This is a genomic window from Pyrinomonas sp. (genome assembly GCF_040289685.1).
GTDB lineage: Bacteria > Acidobacteriota > Blastocatellia > Pyrinomonadales > Pyrinomonadaceae > Pyrinomonas.
Window position 1 is genome coordinate 42,034 of the sequence record NZ_PSLQ01000013.1, and the last position, 17,795, is coordinate 59,828.

The 17,795-nt window shown below is 59.8% G+C and carries 10 protein-coding genes and 1 tRNA gene; 7 read left to right on the plus strand and 4 right to left on the minus strand.

Going from position 1 to position 17,795, the window contains the following annotated elements; genetic code table 11:
* The coding region (locus C4334_RS04970) for a metallophosphoesterase (RefSeq protein WP_352430980.1) at positions 1–663 on the minus strand (663 nt) is incomplete at its 3' end.
* On the opposite strand from C4334_RS04970, the gene C4334_RS04975 reads away from it, so the two are divergent.
* From C4334_RS04975 to C4334_RS05005, 7 genes are all read left to right on the plus strand, one after another.
* Positions 662–907 carry a hypothetical protein gene (locus tag C4334_RS04975; protein WP_352430981.1) on the plus strand — a complete coding sequence of 82 codons (246 nt, stop codon included), beginning with the start codon at positions 662–664 and terminating at the stop codon, positions 905–907. The two genes, C4334_RS04970 and C4334_RS04975, sit on opposite strands and share 2 nt — an antisense overlap.
* A gap of 28 nt (positions 908–935) precedes the next feature.
* Positions 936–1,026, plus strand: a tRNA-Ser gene (locus C4334_RS04980).
* A gap of 108 nt (positions 1,027–1,134) precedes the next feature.
* Positions 1,135–1,710, plus strand: coding sequence for a DUF421 domain-containing protein (locus tag C4334_RS04985; RefSeq protein ID WP_502943401.1), 576 nt, complete (start codon positions 1,135–1,137; stop codon positions 1,708–1,710).
* Between the two features lie 284 nt (positions 1,711–1,994).
* Complete coding sequence (gene gltX, locus C4334_RS04990) at positions 1,995–3,491, plus strand: glutamate--tRNA ligase (RefSeq protein WP_352430983.1); 1,497 nt, start codon at positions 1,995–1,997, stop codon at positions 3,489–3,491.
* 313 nt (positions 3,492–3,804) lie between these two features.
* Entirely contained in the window at positions 3,805–4,236 is a 432-nt protein-coding gene (locus C4334_RS04995; protein ID WP_352430984.1) for a YybH family protein, read from the plus strand.
* Between the two features lie 541 nt (positions 4,237–4,777).
* Positions 4,778–8,683, plus strand: a complete 3,906-nt coding sequence (locus C4334_RS05000) for a TonB-dependent receptor (RefSeq protein WP_352430985.1) — start codon at positions 4,778–4,780, stop codon at positions 8,681–8,683.
* A gap of 284 nt (positions 8,684–8,967) precedes the next feature.
* Positions 8,968–10,413: a hypothetical protein gene (locus C4334_RS05005; protein ID WP_352430986.1), complete on the plus strand. Its 1,446-nt coding sequence runs from the start codon at positions 8,968–8,970 to the stop codon at positions 10,411–10,413.
* Positions 10,414–10,719: 306 nt separating this feature from the next.
* Here C4334_RS05005 and C4334_RS05010 read toward each other — a convergent pair whose 3' ends face one another.
* The 3 genes from C4334_RS05010 to C4334_RS05020 form a co-directional block, all read right to left on the minus strand.
* Positions 10,720–13,245, minus strand: a complete 2,526-nt coding sequence (locus C4334_RS05010) for a sodium-translocating pyrophosphatase (RefSeq protein ID WP_352430987.1) — start codon at positions 13,243–13,245, stop codon at positions 10,720–10,722.
* Between the two features lie 108 nt (positions 13,246–13,353).
* Positions 13,354–15,435, minus strand: a complete 2,082-nt coding sequence (locus C4334_RS05015; RefSeq protein ID WP_502943399.1) for a sodium-translocating pyrophosphatase — start codon at positions 15,433–15,435, stop codon at positions 13,354–13,356.
* A 371-nt stretch (positions 15,436–15,806) separates the two neighbouring features.
* The gene (locus C4334_RS05020) at positions 15,807–17,675 is read right to left on the minus strand and encodes a M28 family peptidase (protein ID WP_352430988.1); all 1,869 of its coding nucleotides are present in this window, start codon (positions 17,673–17,675) and stop codon (positions 15,807–15,809) included.
* Between the last annotated feature and the right edge of the window lie 120 nt (positions 17,676–17,795).

Below are 17,795 nucleotides of genomic sequence, written 5' to 3' on the forward strand. Positions count from 1 at the left end.
CAGTGGCAGGCTGATCTGCCCGCCATGAGTGTGACCGCTCAAAATGAGCGAGACCCCTTCCGTCTCCGGCATGGCGAAGACGCGCGGCTGATGCGAAAGCAGAATGATTGGGCGCTTGCGGTCTGTGCCCTTGAAGGCGCGTTTCCAATCGGTCGCGCCCCACGACCAATCATCGATGCCGACGAGTTGAAGCTCTTCTGCGCCGCGTCGAAGCCGCGTGTTGGCGTTGCCAAGCACGTTGATCTTCGCGCGCGCGAGCGCCCGCGCCGTCAGCTCCGGGTCGGTATAATGGTCGTGATTGCCGAGCACAGCCCAAACGCCCGCTGGCGCCATAAGTTCGCTCAGGACCTCCGCGCATGGTTCGATGTAGCGGCGACGCGCGGTGGTGTAATCCCCTGTCAGCACGATCAAGTCGCCCGCTGCTCGATTGGCCAACCCGACGACACGACGCACTTCTTCGAGCGGCACGAGCCGACTATGGTGCACGTCGGTGATCTGCACGATGCGAAACCCATCGAAGCTGTCGGGAAGTCCCTCGATGGCGATCTCAGTCTGCGTCACTTCGTAGGCGAAAGGCTCGATGAATTGCGCGTAAGCGGAAGAAGCAGCGAGGCCAGCCAGCGCTGCCGTCGTCAAGCCTTTGAGGAAATCTCGTCGCTGCATGGCTCGGTTCCGCTGCCCCTCTCCCCAGCGCGATTTTATCATTCGCCTAAAACTTGCCGATAGCAGCGAAAACGAGAAAAGCGTATTAGCCGCGCTTTGCGTGTTGCGAGCGCGCGGCTCCAAACAAAATTCAAAGCGGAAGGTTGGTCGTGAAAAGCGGGGAAAAAGCCTCGGCTTCAAAGCGATTCCAAAGGCGGGTGAAAGGGCGCGCGCCTTGACAATCGGCGCGCGCAAATTAAAATAGCTCCTTGCCCTTCGATTTCGAGGGTCGCGGAGGTGTGGCCGAGAGGCTTAAGGCGGCGGTTTGCTAAACCGTTAAGGGTCAAAAGCCCTTCGCAGGTTCGAATCCTGCCACCTCCGCCAGAAGGTTTCCGAAGTGGGCTGCTCCATCGTCGGGCGGCCCAGTTTCGTTTCCGCCCGTTTTGCTCGTGAAGCATGACCGTCTTCGCTGTGTCAGTGTGGAGCGAAGCGATCTGGCGCGACATGTTCCATCTCGCGCTGCCGGTCGCCGAGAAGGTCTTACGCCCCGTTATCGTTTACCTCTCCCTCGTCATCTTCTTGCGCATCTTCGGGAAACGCGAGCTGGCGCAACTAAATCCGTTCGACCTCGTCGTCTTGCTCTCGCTCTCGAACACGGTGCAGAACGCCATCATCGGCGATGACACCTCCGTGACGGGCGGCATCATCGGCGCCTTCTCGCTTCTCGGAATTAACTATTTAGTCGTGCGACTCGTCTTCAAACATCGCCGTTTGGACCAGTTGCTCGAAGGCGAGCCGACCGTGTTGATCGAAAACGGGCGCGTGGTCCCCGAAGGGCTGGCCAAGGAGTTGATGACCGAATCGGAGCTGTTGGCCGTGGCGCATCGGCAAGGCTTCGCCAGCCTCGACGAGATCGAACGTTGCGTTTTGGAGCCAGGGGGCACATTCTTCATCAAGGGGAAAGAGCCGCGCTTGGTCGAAAGGCAACACGCGGAACTGCTCGAACGCTTCGACCGACTGGAACGGAAGCTAGATGAGTTAGAGCGCAGACTAAGTCCGAAGGTTTGAGTACGGGTTCAGTCTTTCAAAGCGCCACCTCTATCGCATCGAACGCACTAAAAGAGGGCGCATCTTACGCGAGTAATAGCTTGAGAGAGAAAGCTTTCGGGTCGATTCGGCATGATGCTGGCCATATGCTTTCTCATCGCCGATGTGGTAGCTTCCGTCTGATCGCCTGATCTATTTAAAATCAAGCGATCCGGCGTTGAACGGAAGGTCACGCGGCAGGATCTCGCATTTTGTGAGCCGCTACCGAGAGTATTAATCGAAAGTTAAATGGAAGGTTTAAGAAGATGAGTGTGAGGGTACGTTTCGCTCCTTCTCCAACCGGATATTTGCACATCGGCGCAGCGCGCACGGCGCTTTACAACTGGCTCTTTGCGCGCAAGCAAGGCGGGAAGTTCTTGTTGCGCATTGAGGACACCGATCTGCAACGCTCGACCGAAGAATCGACGCGTTCGATCTTCGAGGGGCTTGCTTGGCTCGGTCTGGATTACGATGAGGAGGTCGTGTTTCAATCGGCGAATGCGGAAAAGCATCGCGCTGTTGCGCATCGTCTTCTCGAAGAAGGAAAAGCCTACCGCGATTTCACGCCGCGCGAAGAGCGGTCGGAGGCGAACGTCAAGCAAGAGATCGCCGCGCGTGCGCGTCGTGCGGCGGCGGGGGGCGAAACCCAGACCAACCCATACCGCGATCTTCCGCGCGAAGAATCGGACCGTCGCGCGGCGGCGGGCGAGCCGTTCGCCATTCGTCTGAAGGTGCCGCGCGAAGGGATTTCGGAGTTTCATGACATCGTCTATGGCAAGCAGGAGCGCGACTACGCCGAGATCGAAGATCTCGTCCTTGTCCGCTCCGACGGCCATCCGCTCTACAACCTCTCGGTCGTGTGCGACGACATCGAAATGGGCATCACGCACGTCATACGCGGACAGGATCACCTGACCAACACGCACAAGCAGATTTTGATCTATCGCGCGCTCGGCGCGCCCGTGCCGCAATTCGCCCATTTGCCGCTGATCTTGGCGCCGAACAAGGCGAAACTATCGAAGCGCAAACACGGCGAAGTCGTTTCGTTGACGACCTATCGCGATCGGGGTTTCCTTCCGGCGGCGTTTCGCAACTTCCTCGCGCTGCTCGGTTGGTCGCCCGCCGACGGCAAAGAGATCATGACGCTCGACGAGATGATCGAACGCTTTTCGCTCGAAGGCATCCATCGCTCGAACGCGATCTTCAATTTCAACGAACGCGATCCGCGCCAGTGGACCGATCCCAAAGCCCTTTGGATGAATGCTGAATACATTCATCGCATGCCGCTCGATGAACTGTTGCCGTTCGTGCGCGCGGAATTGGAGTCTGCGGGCTTGTGGCGCGCCGAATACCAAGGCGAACGGCGCGAGTGGTTCAGGCGGACGGTTGATTTGATCCGGCAGCGCTTCCACACGCTCAAAGATTTCTCCGGTCAAGGGCGCGCCTATTTCAGCGACGAATTCTCTTTCGACGAAGCGGCCGTCGAGAAGAACTTGCGACGCGAGCCGCGCCTGAAAGAGCTGCTGCCGAAGCTGGCGCGTGCGCTCGAAGAGGTCGAACCGTTTACGGCGGAGAACGTCGAACGAGCTTTGCGCGCGTTCGCTGAGGAGGCTGGCGTCAAAGCCGGTTTGTTGATCAACGCGGCGCGCACGGCGCTGACCGGGCAAGCGGTCGGCCCTTCGATGTTCGACGTTTTCGAGGCGCTGGGGCGCGAGCGTTCGGTCCGACGCTTGCGCGCGGCGGCTGATCTGATCAGCCCTTGAGCTGCGACGCGAGATCGCATCCTTGGTCTTCTGACAAATTCTCATCTGGGGGAGGTATGATTTGGCCATGACGTTCGCTGGGGTTTTTCATCGCGCCATGCCCTCGAAATTCCAAAGCGGATTGAACATCTCTTTCGCTTTCATCATCAGCTTCTTCTTTGCGCCCGCGGTTTGCGGACAACAGGCAGGCGCCCCGCAGCCCACGGCGCCGATGTCAAGCGCTTCGAAACGGGCGCAAACTGGTCCCGCTCGACAGAGCCGAACGCGAGCCGGACAGGCAAGCGCGCGCGCCTCTGATTCGGGAGAGCAGGCTGTGCGGGCGGCTTTTGAGAAGCTGCTCGACGGCATCCGCCGCGCTGACGTTGATGAGGTGATGAGCGTTTATTGGAATTCTCCGCAACTCATCATCTTCAACAACAACGGCACGGTAACCAAAGGCTGGGAGCAGGTGCGCGCCAATCGCGTGAGCCTGTACGCCGACGTCAAGGACGTAAAGCTCGATGTGCGCGATGTGCGCGTGCACATGCTCGGTTCGAACGCGGCGCTCGTTACGTGCCTCTGGACGCAAGCGCAAACTTTCCGCGGCACGCCGGAGAGGGCTTCGGGAAGATTGACGCTGGTTTTTCAACGCATCGGCAGCGAATGGAAAGCGATTCACGCCCACACTTCGCCCGAAGCGCCTGATCCATCTCGGTTGCTGCCTTCGGAGCGCGGGGCCACAACCGTTCAAAAGCCACAAAGTTGACCGGCTCGTCGGCGTCTCGCCAAACGCGCGCAGCCAAGCGCGTCGCAGCGTTCAAAGGCTAAAATGCTGACGAGATAGCCAGCATCCGCTCTTCTGATCTGAAGACCTTTCATGCGCTGTCCGATCTTGTGCCCTCGGGCGCGTTTGGCTCTCTTGTAAACGCGCTGCTCGATCTCGGACCGACCGCCCGCGCTCAAATCTTTGATCCAAAGCGTTCGCGGATGCGCTCTTTAAATTTGGTCACATTGCCCGATTGATGCACGGGCATTCAAAAGGCATCCAAATTTTTGGATGAAAATCCGAATTTTTGGAGAAAATTTCGTTCCGCGTCTCGCAACCGACTCTCTAAGTCTTTGTTGTTCTAAGGTTTCCGTTATCGCGGGGAGAGAGGCATGCGATTTGCATATAAACAATCGGGACCTCTGCAAGCTTCATCTAGCAATTATCGGTTTTCGCTGTTTTTGCTGGCTTCATGATAGCTCTTTGAATCTTGAAGCTTTAAATCGAGATCAAGATATGCAAGATATGGAGGATGCCCAAGATGAAGCTTTTCGCTCACAGATCAGCGCTTCTGATCCTGTTCTTGCTTGCCTCGAGCGCTCTTGCTTTCGGTCAAGTCAGTTCTACGGGGACGCTTGCGGGCACCGTCACCGATCAGACCGGCGCGGTGGTCGCAGGTGCGACCGTTACGGTCAAGAACAACGCAACCGGAGCGGAGTTTACGACGCAGACGTCGGACAACGGGACGTTCACCGTTCCGTCGTTGGCCGTAGGTACTTACACGGTGACCATCACCGCGCAAGGTTTCAAGCAAGCAGTCTTGCAAGAGGTCAAGATCGACGTCGGCAAGGCTTCGAGCGTCAACGTCGCGCTTGAACCCGGGCAGATCACCGAATCGGTGACGATCACGGGCGCTGGCGGCGAGCTGCTCCAGACGCAATCAGCAAACGTCGCCACGACGATCACCGGACGCCAGATCACGGAACTACCCTTCACCTCACGTGACGCCCTCGATCTGGTCCTGTTGCTTCCTGGGACGGCGCAGGCCGGGCGACCGCGCGCTTCATCGGTGAACGGTTTGCCAAAGGGCGCGCTTAACATCACAATCGATGGCGTCAACGTCCAAGATAACCTCTTGAAGTCGGGCGATGGGTTTTTCACGTACATTCGTCCGCGCATCGATGCCATTGAAGAAGTGACGCTCTCGACCGCCACGCCGGGCGCGGAAAGCTCCGGTGAGGGAGCAGTGCAGATTAAGTTCGTCACGCGCGGCGGCACGAACGATTTACGCGGTAGCCTTTACTGGTACCACCGCAATCCGTCGCTCAACGCCAACTATTGGTTCAACAACCGCGATCTACCACCCGACCCGGTGGATGGGAAAGCTCCGCGCAACCGCGTGCTGCTCAATCAATTCGGCGGGAGATTGGGCGGCCCCATCGTCATCCCAGGCCTCTTCAACGGACGGGACCGGGCTTTCTTCTTCGTCAACTACGAGGAGTTCCGTTTGCCGGAGCGCACCTTGCGCGAACGGACGATTTTCAGTCCGCTTGCTCAGCAAGGTATCTTTCAGTATGCTGGCGGCACGCGCTCGGTCAACCTGCTCACGGTTGCAGCGGCAACGAATTGCAACCCTGCGGGAGCGACTGCGACGCCATTTATTCCCTGTACCTCGACGATCGATCCGACCATCGGGTCGTTGCTCGCCGCTATTCGTAGCTCGACAAGTGCTGGCGGCGTGCGTCAGTTGAGCGATCCGAATTACCAAGCTTTCAGTTTCATCAACACTGGTGGTCAGAAACGCTATTTCCCGACGGTTCGTTTCGACCTGAACCTGACGCCGAATCACCACTTGGAGAACATTTACAACTACCAGAAGTTCGACTCCGTCGTTGATTTCCTCAACGGCGTTGACCCAGCTTTCCCCGGCTTTCCGAATTTTGGCAGCCAGAAATCGAACCGCTTCTCCAACGTCACGGCGTGGCGTGCGACCTTCTCGCCGAGGTTGGTCAACGAAGCGCGGTTCGGTCTTACTGGCGGCACGGTGCTCTTCTTCCCGGAAGTGAATCCGGGGCAGTTCCAAAATCAAGGCGGATTCAGCCTCAACATCAACGCTGCCGGAATCAGCAACGCGACGGTAACGACCGGCACGAGTCGTCGCAACTCGCCGATCAAACAGTTCACAGATAACTTGACCTACATCGCTGGCAACCACACGTTCAATATCGGCGGGAGCTTTACGCAGGTCAATCTTTGGCAGCAGGGGTTTCCGGGCGGTGTAGTGCCCACCATTGGGTTCGGAATTGACTCCAGCGATCCAGCTTCGCGCATCTTCACCGCGGCTAACTTCCCGGGCGCTTCCACGGGTGATCTGGCAACTGCCCGCGCCATCTACGCCGTTTTGGTCGGGCGTGTGACAAGCGTCAGCGGCGTTGCAGCGCTGGATGAGAAGAGCGGGCAGTATCGTTACCTTGGCGATTACATCGAGCGCGCACGGCAGCGCGAGATGGGGTTGTACGTGCAGGACACATGGCGGTACAGGCCCAATTTGACGCTCACCATGGGCTTGCGTTGGGAAGTGCAATTCCCGTTTACGGCGCTCAACAACAACTATTCGTTTACCACATATCAGGACCTTTTCGGCGTATCTGGACCAGGCAATCTCTTCCGACCGGGGGTGTTGCAGGGACGCCCGACGCAGTACATCCAGTTCAAGCCGGGCGACAAGCCGTACAACACCGACTACAATAACTTCGCCCCGAGCGTCGGTTTCACCTGGAGCCCCGATTGGAAGGGCGGTTTTCTCAACCGACTGTTCGGCAGCGGTGGGCAAAGTGTGATTCGCGCCGGATACTCGATCGCCTTCGTGCGCGAAGGGATGAACGTTGTTTCCAGCATTCTCGGAGCTAATCCGGGCGGCACGGTGACGGCGGCAAGAAGCATCTTGCTCGGCAACCTCACGCCCGGAACGTTGCTGCGCGATCGTGCGAGCCTCGCGCCCCCTTCATTCCCGAGCGCGCCGAATTATCCGATCACCGGTGCGGTAACCGATTCAGCAAACGCTTTCGACCCGAATCTCAAGCTCGGCTACGTTCAATCGTGGACGTTCGGCATCCAGCGCGAAATCACCAAAGACATGGTCGTCGAAGCGCGTTACGTCGGGACGCGCGGTGTGAAGCTCTGGCGGCAGTATAATCTCAATGAGATCAACGTCATTGAGAACGGTTTTCTAAACGAGTTCCGCCTTGCGCAGGCCAATCTCCAAGCGAACATCGCGGCTGGACGCGGTAACACCTTCGCCTATACGGGCGTCCCTGGAACCTCGCCGTTGCCGATCATGCTCGCTTACTTCAGCGGCATACCTGCGGCGCAGGCCAACGACCCAGCGCGTTACACGTCGTCCTTCTTTGCCAACACAGCTTTTCTGAACCTGCTCGCGGTCAACAATCCGAGCCCGGTAGGCTTCGCCAATAACATACTGGGGAGCGCCGGCTTACGCGCCAACGGAATCAACGCTGGCTTGCCGCCGAACTTCTTCGTGGTCAACCCGGATAAACTCGGCGGGGCGTTCGTGGTAGATAACGGCGGACATTCTTGGTACGACGGCTTGACGATCGAATTGCGGCGACGCTTGTCGCAAGGGCTGCTCGTGCAAGCAAGCTACACGTGGTCGAAGTCGTTGACGAACATGTACGACGTCAGCTCTGAGGTCTTTAGCCAGTATCCGACCCTGCGCCAGCCGAATTTGGCGAAGACCCTCTCGCCGTTCGATATCCGTCATGCCTTCAAGGCGAACTGGATCTACGAGCTTCCGTTCGGTCGTGGGAGAACGTTCTTCGGCGAGGCGAACGGCTTCCTCGATCGGTTGATCGGCGGGTGGGCCGTCCATGGCACGGCACGTGTTCAGAGCGGGACGCCGTTCCGATTGACGAACGTGCGCCTCGTCAACATGGACCGCAAAGAGTTGCAAAAGTTCGTCGAAGTGCGCAAAGAACCGAACCGGATCGTTTATTTCCTCGATCCAGACGTGATTCAGAACACCATTCGCGCGTTCAACGTAACGCCGACGGGGTTCTCGTTGGGCGCTCCGACGGGCAAGTATATCGCCCCGGCAGGAGGCCCTGATTGCATTCCGGCATTCGCTGGACAGTGTGGCTTTGCCAACCTCGTCCTTCATGGCCCGCGCTTCGTTCGACTCGACATGAGCTTGGTCAAGCGCATAAAGATTTCGGAGACGGCCAACTTCGAACTGCGCGGCGAGTTCCTGAACGCGATCAACAACGTCAACTTCCGCGTCGGCGGTTGGGCTGCTAATTCCGTTACGATCGGCGGATTCGGCGGTCTGACCTTTGGCCAACTCGGTAGCGGAACCGTTTACCAAGACCTTTCGACGACCAACGATCCAGGCGGTCGCTTGGTGCAGATCGTTCTCCGGCTCAATTTCTAAGCCGGTCCTCCCTTGAGGCAGCGGACGAGAAGGTCGTGGGCTTCCTTCTCGTCCGCTGCCTTCATGTCGCATAGACGAAGCGGTTGCCGTCTCGGTTCGTCCCTCCCACTTGCGCGCGCCAGCGAGTTACGGTCCTTCGGTTCGGCGCTAGCGGCGCTTTACTTGGTTTAGGAACAGGCCTTTTGCGCATTGCGTCTTTTGCCGATGATCGATTAAGCTTATTGCGAGATGCCTTCCTTGTTGGGGGAACAGAGAGCAAGAGGACCTCGCCTGCTCCATCAACCATGCGCAGGTGCGAACAATGGGTAACGGTCAAGGCGTCGGCAACGCGCGTGTTAGCCGCGTTCAGTGATCCGAACTGCGTTCCACGCTGGATCGAGCGCGTCATCGCCGTGCTCGCCATAGATGAGCGTCATTCTTTCTGGCTGACGGAAGCGGCTGCGGGCACGAACGGGCGATGGGTCGCCGAAAAGATTGAGTCCGCGCCGAATCGCTCGGCCTATTTGTTGAACGAGGGATGCGCGCGTGCGCTGCTCGAAGCGGAGGCGACGGAGGAGACGGAGGGCGGGTGTCGCTTGCGATTCGTCGTTAGCGATCAATCGTCCATCTCGTGGCGCGGAGTGCCAGGGCCAGTGATTCTTTTCGGCGAGGACGTTGCGGCGGAGCTGCAACGCAGCTTGCAAGCTTTCAAATCCATAGTGGAAATTTCGCCGCCTGTGGAAAAGACCGAGACGCTGCCCGTGAAAGCCGATTCGCGCTCCGCCGTCGAGGACGTCGCCTTCCAAAACATCTCGCACGATGGCGAAGCGATCGCGGAAAAACTTTCGCGTCCTCCTGCCGAAAGGGCCACGGCCGAAGTTCAGCTTAAAACTTCGATGGACACGACTGGTTGGTCCACTGATGGCGATGCATCTCGGCGCAAAACTCCGACAGGAACTGGGCCACAGAAGATCGAACCGGAAGGAGGCGAGCGGATTTCAGCCGAAGAGGCGCGCGAAGTAGGCGGACGCCGTGCGGGACCGGCTGTGGATTCCTTCTCCCCGGAGGTTTTCAGCCGAAGATCGTTGCGCTTTGGCGGAAATGAGGCTTCGGATGAAGCGAAGCGAAAAAGCGCGGTCACCGAAAGCAGCCTCCGACGCCATGCGTTCCCTTGGGTGTATGCGTTCGTTTTCTTCGCCATCGCTTTCAGCTCCGGCGTCTTCGTCTGGCTTGCTAAACAAGAGACTTTGACGCGCGGCGCACAGACGCGAGCGGAAGCTGCGCCGGGTGGCGGAACCGAACCAGCGCCAAAAGCGGAAAGCAGCGCGCAAGCGCCGCCTGTGAAAGAGGGCGCATCGGCGCAGCTTGCAGAAAAGATCGTCCCATCTTCAAACGCCGTAGACGAACTACGTGCGAAAGTTGCCGAGTGGGCGCGGGCGACTAACCGAGGCGGTCTGGACGAGTTGATGCAGTTTTATGCGCCTGTGCTCGAACGTTACTATCTGCAACGCAACGTCTCACGCGCCGACGTGAGGGCTGACAAAGCGCGTTACCTATCGAGCGGACAGCGTTTCAATTTGGAAATCGCCGCGCCGCGCATCGCCCTTTCGCCCGATGGACGGCGCGCCACTATGACTTTCCTCAAAAGGTTCAATTTCGCGCAGCGACGGGGAGCGGCCACGCAACAGTTGGTCTGGGAGAAGCGCGCCGATTGGCAGATCGTCAGCGAACGGGACCTCGCCGCCCGTTAGTTGCGCGCAAGCTCCTTGCGTACCTCATCGGATAAAGCCAAATGGGTTCGCTTGACTTCGGTCGGAGGCGAAGAGACTTTGGCCGCGGGCGTCGCCAACAGGGCGATCAGGGACCTGCCCAGTCTCTCCCGCGGGTGAGGGAGGGGCTGGCGCGCGCGCTAGTCAAGGGCGCGGGCAGTAAGGAAGCCGCACGCCGGTTTGATTTGCGTTTCGGTCAGATCAAAGGCCGCTCGCGCTGAAAACAAAAGAGGCGATCTTTTGAGATCGCCTCTCTTCAACCATTCGTCAGCCGGATTCGCTGACGCCTTAATCTCCTGTCGCTGGCGAAGCCGCTTGCGTCTCCAGCTTCTCCAATCCGATCCGCATCGCGTAGAACGAGCGCCAAACGAAGACGAGCGAAACGGCGAGGAACGCCGCGGCTAGAAAGTGGCTAGCGCTGGCTCCGTAATCGCTCGTCAATTTCACAGCGAGTTCGACGGCCAGCAGCCCGAAGAGCGTCGTGAACTTGATGACCGGGTTCATCGCCACGGATGACGTGTCTTTGAACGGATCACCGACGGTATCGCCGACCACCGTCGCCGCATGAAGTTCGGTCCCCTTCTGTTTGAGTTCGACTTCGACGATCTTCTTCGCGTTGTCCCATGCGCCGCCGGCGTTGGCCATGAAGATCGCTTGGTAGAGGCCGAAGACGGCGATGGAGATCAGGTAACCGATGAAGAAATAGGGTTCGACGAAAGCGAAGGCCAGTGTGCCGAAGAAGATCGCCAGGAAGATGTTGAACATCCCGCGTTGCGCATAGCGCGTGCAGATTTCGACCACGCGCTTGCTATCTGCAACCGAGGCTTTTTCGACGCCTTCGAGGCGGATGTTCCGTTTGATGAATTCAACGGCGCGATAGGCTCCGGTCGTCACGGCTTGGGTCGAAGCGCCCGTGAACCAGTAGATCATCGCGCCGCCGGTGATCAGGCCGAGGACGAACGGCGCATGAAGCAGCGAGAGGTTCTGCGTGTTGGTCGTCAATCCAGCGGTGAGCGCCATGATGATCGAAAAAGTCATCGTCGTCGCGCCGACCACCGCCGTTCCGATGAGCACGGGTTTGGCGGTTGCCTTGAAGGTGTTGCCTGCGCCGTCGTTGGCTTCGAGCAGATGCTTGGCGCGTTCGAAGTGGACTGTGCGCCCGAAATCGCGCTTGATCTCCTCTTCAACGTTCGGCACTTGCTCGATGAGCGATAGTTCGTAGACCGACTGCGCGTTGTCCGTCACCGGCCCATAGGAGTCAACGGCGATCGTCACCGGTCCCATGCCGAGGAAGCCAAAGGCGACCAAGCCGAAAGCGAATACCGGGGCGGCGACCATGAGCGCGCTCAAGCCCATTGAGCTGAAGTAGTAGGCGACCGTCATCAAGGCGACGATGCCGATGCCGAGCCAGTAGGCGGAGAAGTTACCGGCGACGAAGCCCGAAAGGATGTTGAGTGAGGCGCCGCCCTCTTGCGAGCTTGTGACCACCTCCTTGACGTGGCGCGATTCGGTCGAGGTGAAGACTTTGACCAGTTCCGGGATGATCGCGCCCGCTAGCGTTCCGCACGAGATGATGGCCGCAAGCTTCCACCACAAGGTGGTATCGCCGCCGAGATCCGGAATAATCAAGTAGGAGACGACGTAGGTAAGCGCAATCGAGATGATCGAAGTCAACCAGACGAGATTGGTCAAAGGTTGTTCGAAGTTCATCTCGGCGACGTTGCCGTAACGCGCGCGCGCAATCGCTTCGTTGATGAAGTAGGAGAGCGCGCTCGCCACCACCATCATGATGCGCATCATGAAGATCCAGACGAGCAACTGCACCTGCACGGTTGGATTCGGCACGCCCAGCAGGATGAAGGTGATCAGCGCGACGCCCGTGACGCCGTAGGTTTCAAAGCCATCGGCTGTCGGTCCGATTGAATCGCCCGCGTTGTCGCCCGTACAATCGGCGATCACGCCGGGATTGCGCGCGTCGTCCTCTTTGATGCCGAAGACGATCTTCATCAGGTCGGAACCGATGTCGGCGATCTTGGTGAAGATGCCGCCCGCAATGCGCAGCGCTGCCGCACCCAAAGATTCGCCGATGGCGAAGCCGATGAAGCACGGACCTGCGTATTCGCCCGGCACGAAGAGCAGGATGAAGAGCATGATCAACAGCTCGACGCTGATCAGGAGCATCCCGATGCTCATGCCGGCTTTGAGCGGGATCGAATAGACCGGAAAAGGTTTCCCTTCGAGGCTAGCGAAGGCCGTGCGCGAGTTGGCGAAGGTGTTGACGCGAATGCCGAACCACGCGACGCCGTAGCTGCCGGCGATGCCGATCAGGCTGAAGAGCAGGATGATCAGCACGCGCGAGGCCTCAAAGCCGAGCAAGAAGCCGAAGTAAAGGACGATGATGACGGCGATGAAGCCTTCGAGGATCAGGAGGAATTTGCCCTGCGTGACGAGATAGGTTTTGCACGTCTCATAGATCAGCTCCGAAATCTCCCGCATCGCGCGGTGCACGGGGAGATTTTTGAGCTGCATGTAGATGGCCAACCCGAACATCATGCCGAGGAAACAGACGAGCAACCCGATGAGCAAGATCGTTCGCCCATCGAGCCCGAGAAACGAAGCTTGCGTCAGATCGGGCAGCACGAGGCTGGCTTCGCCGCCGCCCCGATGCGGGGTTGCGCCATTTCCGTGCGTTTGGGCGAGCGCGCCGACGCCGCTCGACAACAGGACGCACAGCGCGCCGAAAGCGAAGACGGCACGGCGAAGCGCGCCGCCTTTCACCTCGTTCAACCGTTCGACGACTCTTCTGTGGAACATCTGACGTTTAGAGAGAAGCGACACTTGGGTTCGCATAACGCTTCCGGTTTCCTTTCATGAATTCAACTTGAAGTTCGATGGGACGAAAACTTCGCGTGCGCCGCGCCCTCAACGGATGAACCACGGCGCGAGCACGAGACTGACAACCGACATCAACTTGATCAAAATGTTGAGCGACGGTCCGGACGTATCCTTGAACGGATCGCCCACCGTATCGCCAACGACGGCTGCTTTGTGTGCCTCCGACCCCTTGCCGCCGAAAGCGCCCACTTCGATCTGCTTCTTGGCATTATCCCACGCTCCGCCCGCATTGGCCATGAAGAGCGCGAGCATAACGCCGGTCACCGTCGCCCCGGCGAGCAGACCGCCAAGCGCTTCGATGCCGAGCATCTTGCCGACGATGATGGGAACGGCGACGGCGCTGGCACCCGGCAGGATCATTTCGCGCAGAGCCGCGCGCGTCGAGATGTCCACGCAACGAGCCGGATCGGGACGCCCATTGCCCTGCAACAAGCCGGGGATCTCGCGAAATTGACGGCGCACCTCCTCGACCATGCCTTGGGCAGCGCGTCCAACAGCGGTCATGGTCGTCGCCGTGATGAAAAAGGGCATCGCGCCGCCGATGAACAGCCCGATCACCGTCATTGGGTCGACCAGATTGAGTCCGCGCGCGCCAAGTCCCACCGCAGAAGCGTAAGCGCTAAAGAGCGCCAGCGCCGTCAATGCCGCGCTGCCGATGGCGAAGCCTTTGCCGATGGCGGCAGTGGTGTTGCCGAGCGCGTCCAGCCCGTCCGTGATCTTTCTGACTTCCGGCCCAAGACGCGACAGCTCGGCGATGCCACCGGCGTTGTCTGCAATCGGCCCATAGGCGTCCACCGACATGGTTACGCCCACGGTCGCGAGCATGCCGACGGCGGCAATGGCGATCCCGTACAGGCCGGAGAGGACGTAAGCTGCATAGGTCGCCGCGCAAATGACGATCACGGGGAGAAGGACGCTCTGCATGCCGACGGCGAGGCCGGTGATGATGTTGGTCGCAACGCCGGTACGGGATGCATCGGCGATGCGGCGCACGGGACGCGATGCCGTGTAGTACTCCGTTATGAGACCGATCAAGACGCCTGCCAGCGTTCCGGCCAATACCGCCCAGAATGGACCGAGCAAGCTGTAGGTCGTGCCGTCGGTGCGCCGTTGTTCAATGGGAAGCCAAGCCGTCAAGAAGAAGGCGCAGGCGAGAAACAATCCGGCGGCGCTGATGGTGGTCCAGCGCAGGGCAGATGCCGGGTCGTGCTTCTCGAAGAGGCGCATCGCGCCGATGCCGACCACCGAGGCGAAGAGTCCGGCCATGGTGTAGGCGATGGGCAAACTGACGGCGTTGAAGTTATTGACGATCTCCGGCGTCGTCGCCGCGATGGCGATGGCGGCGATGACGGCACCGACGTAGGACTCGAAGATATCAGCACCCATGCCAGCGACATCGCCGACGTTGTCGCCGACGTTATCGGCGATCACCGCCGGATTGCGCGGATCATCTTCCGGAATGCCGGCTTCGACCTTGCCAACGAGATCAGCGCCAACGTCTGCTGCTTTGGTGTAAATGCCGCCGCCGACGCGCGCAAATAGCGCGATGGATGAGGCGCCCATGGCGAACCCGGAGATCTTTTCGGAAAAAGCGCGCCAATCGGCATCGGAAGCGATGTCAGGCGCGAAGTAGTTGAAGATCGCGCCGATGCCGACAAGCCCTAAACTGGCGACGCATAGGCCCATCACTGCGCCGCCGTTGAAAGCGATGCGCAGCGCGTTCGCTTGTCCGGCAACGCGTGCTGCTTCCGACGTGCGCACGTTGGCGCGTGTTGCGGCCTCCATACCGGCTAGTCCGGCGAGCACCGACGAGCAGCCGCCGGCGATGTAAGCGAGCGCCGTTCCCACGCCGATGGTCCAGCCGAGAAGCGCAGCGACGACGAGCAGAAAAGGGATGAGCGCCGTGTACTCGCGTTTCAGAAAGGCCATCGCTCCGTCATGTATCTGCTCGGCGATAAAGCGCATCGCTTCGTTGCCGGCTGGCTGGCGTCTGATCGAAACGTAGGTGAGCGCGGCCAAGGCCACTCCGATCAATCCCGACCAGAGGGCGAAATAAGCGACGCGAGAAGACGCAACGAACCCGAAACTCAAAGCCTCCAAAAAGGCCACGACCCGAAAATTTCCTTTCCTTTTGGAACCGGTCTTCAGGGCCTCGGCGAGAACGCAAGGAAGCGCGGCTTCCTATGCGTCCTGCCGAAAAAGCATCGAACGGGAGTCAGCGTTCAAAGGGAGCCATTATGGCCGATTTCGGGCGAAGATGTCTATGGCCGGAAAAGCTCTCAGCGCGGGCGATCACTCGCCCTCGTTTGAGATCGCTTCCTGCCTTTTGTGGGGCGTTTTTCGCTCGATTTGACCGCTTGGTCAGAGTTCGGATGCTCTGGCAACCCTGGATCACGACTCTTGCGCGCTGAAAACCGCCGAAAACGGCCTAAAACCCATCCTCGACTTTTTTGAACCCTCTCGCTAAGTGCGTATGGGCGTCACCTCCTTCGAGCTTCGGGCGTGATCCGTAGGCGCAGGCGGCGTCCATCCCGTTCGACTTCGACCTCGTACTCGACGTTCGGTTGCATCTCCGATAGCGCGTTGGTGTAGTCGTATATGTTGCGCACTTCGCGTCCAGCGAGTTTAACGATCAGGTCGCCGCTTTTGAGTCCAGCGCGCGCCGCAGGCGACCCTTCGCGCACCGCTTCGAGTCGCACGCCGCGATCAGACTCGGCGTAGTTCGGGATCGTCCCGAGATAGACGCGGAAACCAGTCGTGCGCCCGCTGGGCTCGCCGCGCGTGATCGCATAGGTCGGGCGCTGCGGCAAACGATCTATTTCGCGCGCGATTTCAGCGACGAAAAGGGCGATCTGCGTTTGCCCGACGTAGTTGATCTTGTCCGCCGTATCGGAAGGCCTGTGATAATCTTCGTGCGTCCCGGTCCAGAAGAAGAGCACAGGGACGCGCCGGGCGTAAAAGGAAGCGTGATCGCTCGGCCCAAATCCATCTGGGTTGAGCGTTAGATTAAAGATCCCTTGCGTTGCTGCGCCGCCGCCCGATCGCATTGGCGTCAGCCGTCGGTTGACTTCTTCGACCAACGCGCGCCACTCGGAAGCCGATCCGACGCCGCCCACGGTTAGGCGACCTTGGCGCAGCCTCCCGATCATATCCATGTTAAGCATGGCGACCGTTTGCGCGAGCGGGAAGACAGGGTTGCGCACGTAGTGATTCGAGCCGAGCAGCCCAAGTTCCTCACCGCCGAACGCGGCGAAGATGAATGTGCGACGCGGGCGTTGCTGGGTGAAGATGCGCGCTAGCTCGATGAGCGCCGCCGTGCCGGAAGCGTTATCGTCGGCGCCGTAATGAATCGCGCGTTGGTCTGGCGCGAGGCTGCCGCGTCCGCCCAAGCCCAAGTGATCGTAGTGTGCGCCGATGAGCACGGCCTCCGCGCGCAGTGCGGGATCGGCCCCTTCGACGATGCCGATCACGTTGGCCGTTTCGAGATTGCGGCGAACGATCTCGGTCTGAATCGTTAACCGAATGCCATCGGCGCGCACGCGCGATGCAGCGCCGTTTGGCTCGTTCGCTAGCGAGACGTCAGTGCGGCGAACGCCATTAGCGGCGAGCAAGCGCCGCGCGGCGGCTTGTGAGACCACCACCGCGATGAGCTGCGCGTCGCCTGCCGCGTGCTCTGCTTCGGAGCGGACCAACGGATCATCGGCAAGCCGCGTCTGGCTGGAGACGAAGATGATGGCGCGTGCGCCGCGTTCGCGCGCTGCGGTCGCGCGCCACCTCGGTTCAGCGTAGCGCGCCAGCGGGTTGTGCGGGTCAGCCTCTTCAGGCACCATCGAGGGCAGAATGACGGCTTTGCCGCGAAGGTCGAGGCCAGCGTAGTCGTCGCGTTTCAACTCCTCGGCGACGATGCCGCCATTGACGACCACCGCCGGAATCTCCTCGACGCGCGCGCTCGCCGTCCACATCAATGGCACCCAATCTTCGTTCAGGCGCAAATCGAGCGTTGCGCCCTCCGCATCGGTGAACGACATCTCGTTGCGCTGGCCCAGTTGACCGCGACCCGCGAGGTTGAAGGTTTGCCAGTAGTCTCGATAAGCAGGTTGCTCAAGATCGTGCGATGTCGCACAGCAGGGGCGCAGCCCCAACCGTGCGAACTCTTCGGCGATGTAGCGCGCGGCCAGCGCCGCTCCGGGCGTTCCGGCGCGCCGCCCCTCGAACTTTTCGGAAGCGAGCGTCTGAACGTGACGGCGAAGCGCCGTTTCATCCGGAATCGGTTTCGGCGCCGGAGCTTGCGCGATCGCTTGCGATAAAAGCAGCAGCGAAAGGACGCCGAGTCGCGTGGCTCGGATCACCTGCGTCGAAGCGGAATCGCTGCGCGCGTGCCTTTCGAGGGGGGTAAACCGACTTCGTAGGGCGCTCATCGGATCACGACGGCGCGGAGACCCCTGCCTTCAGGCATGGGGAGGAGCGCC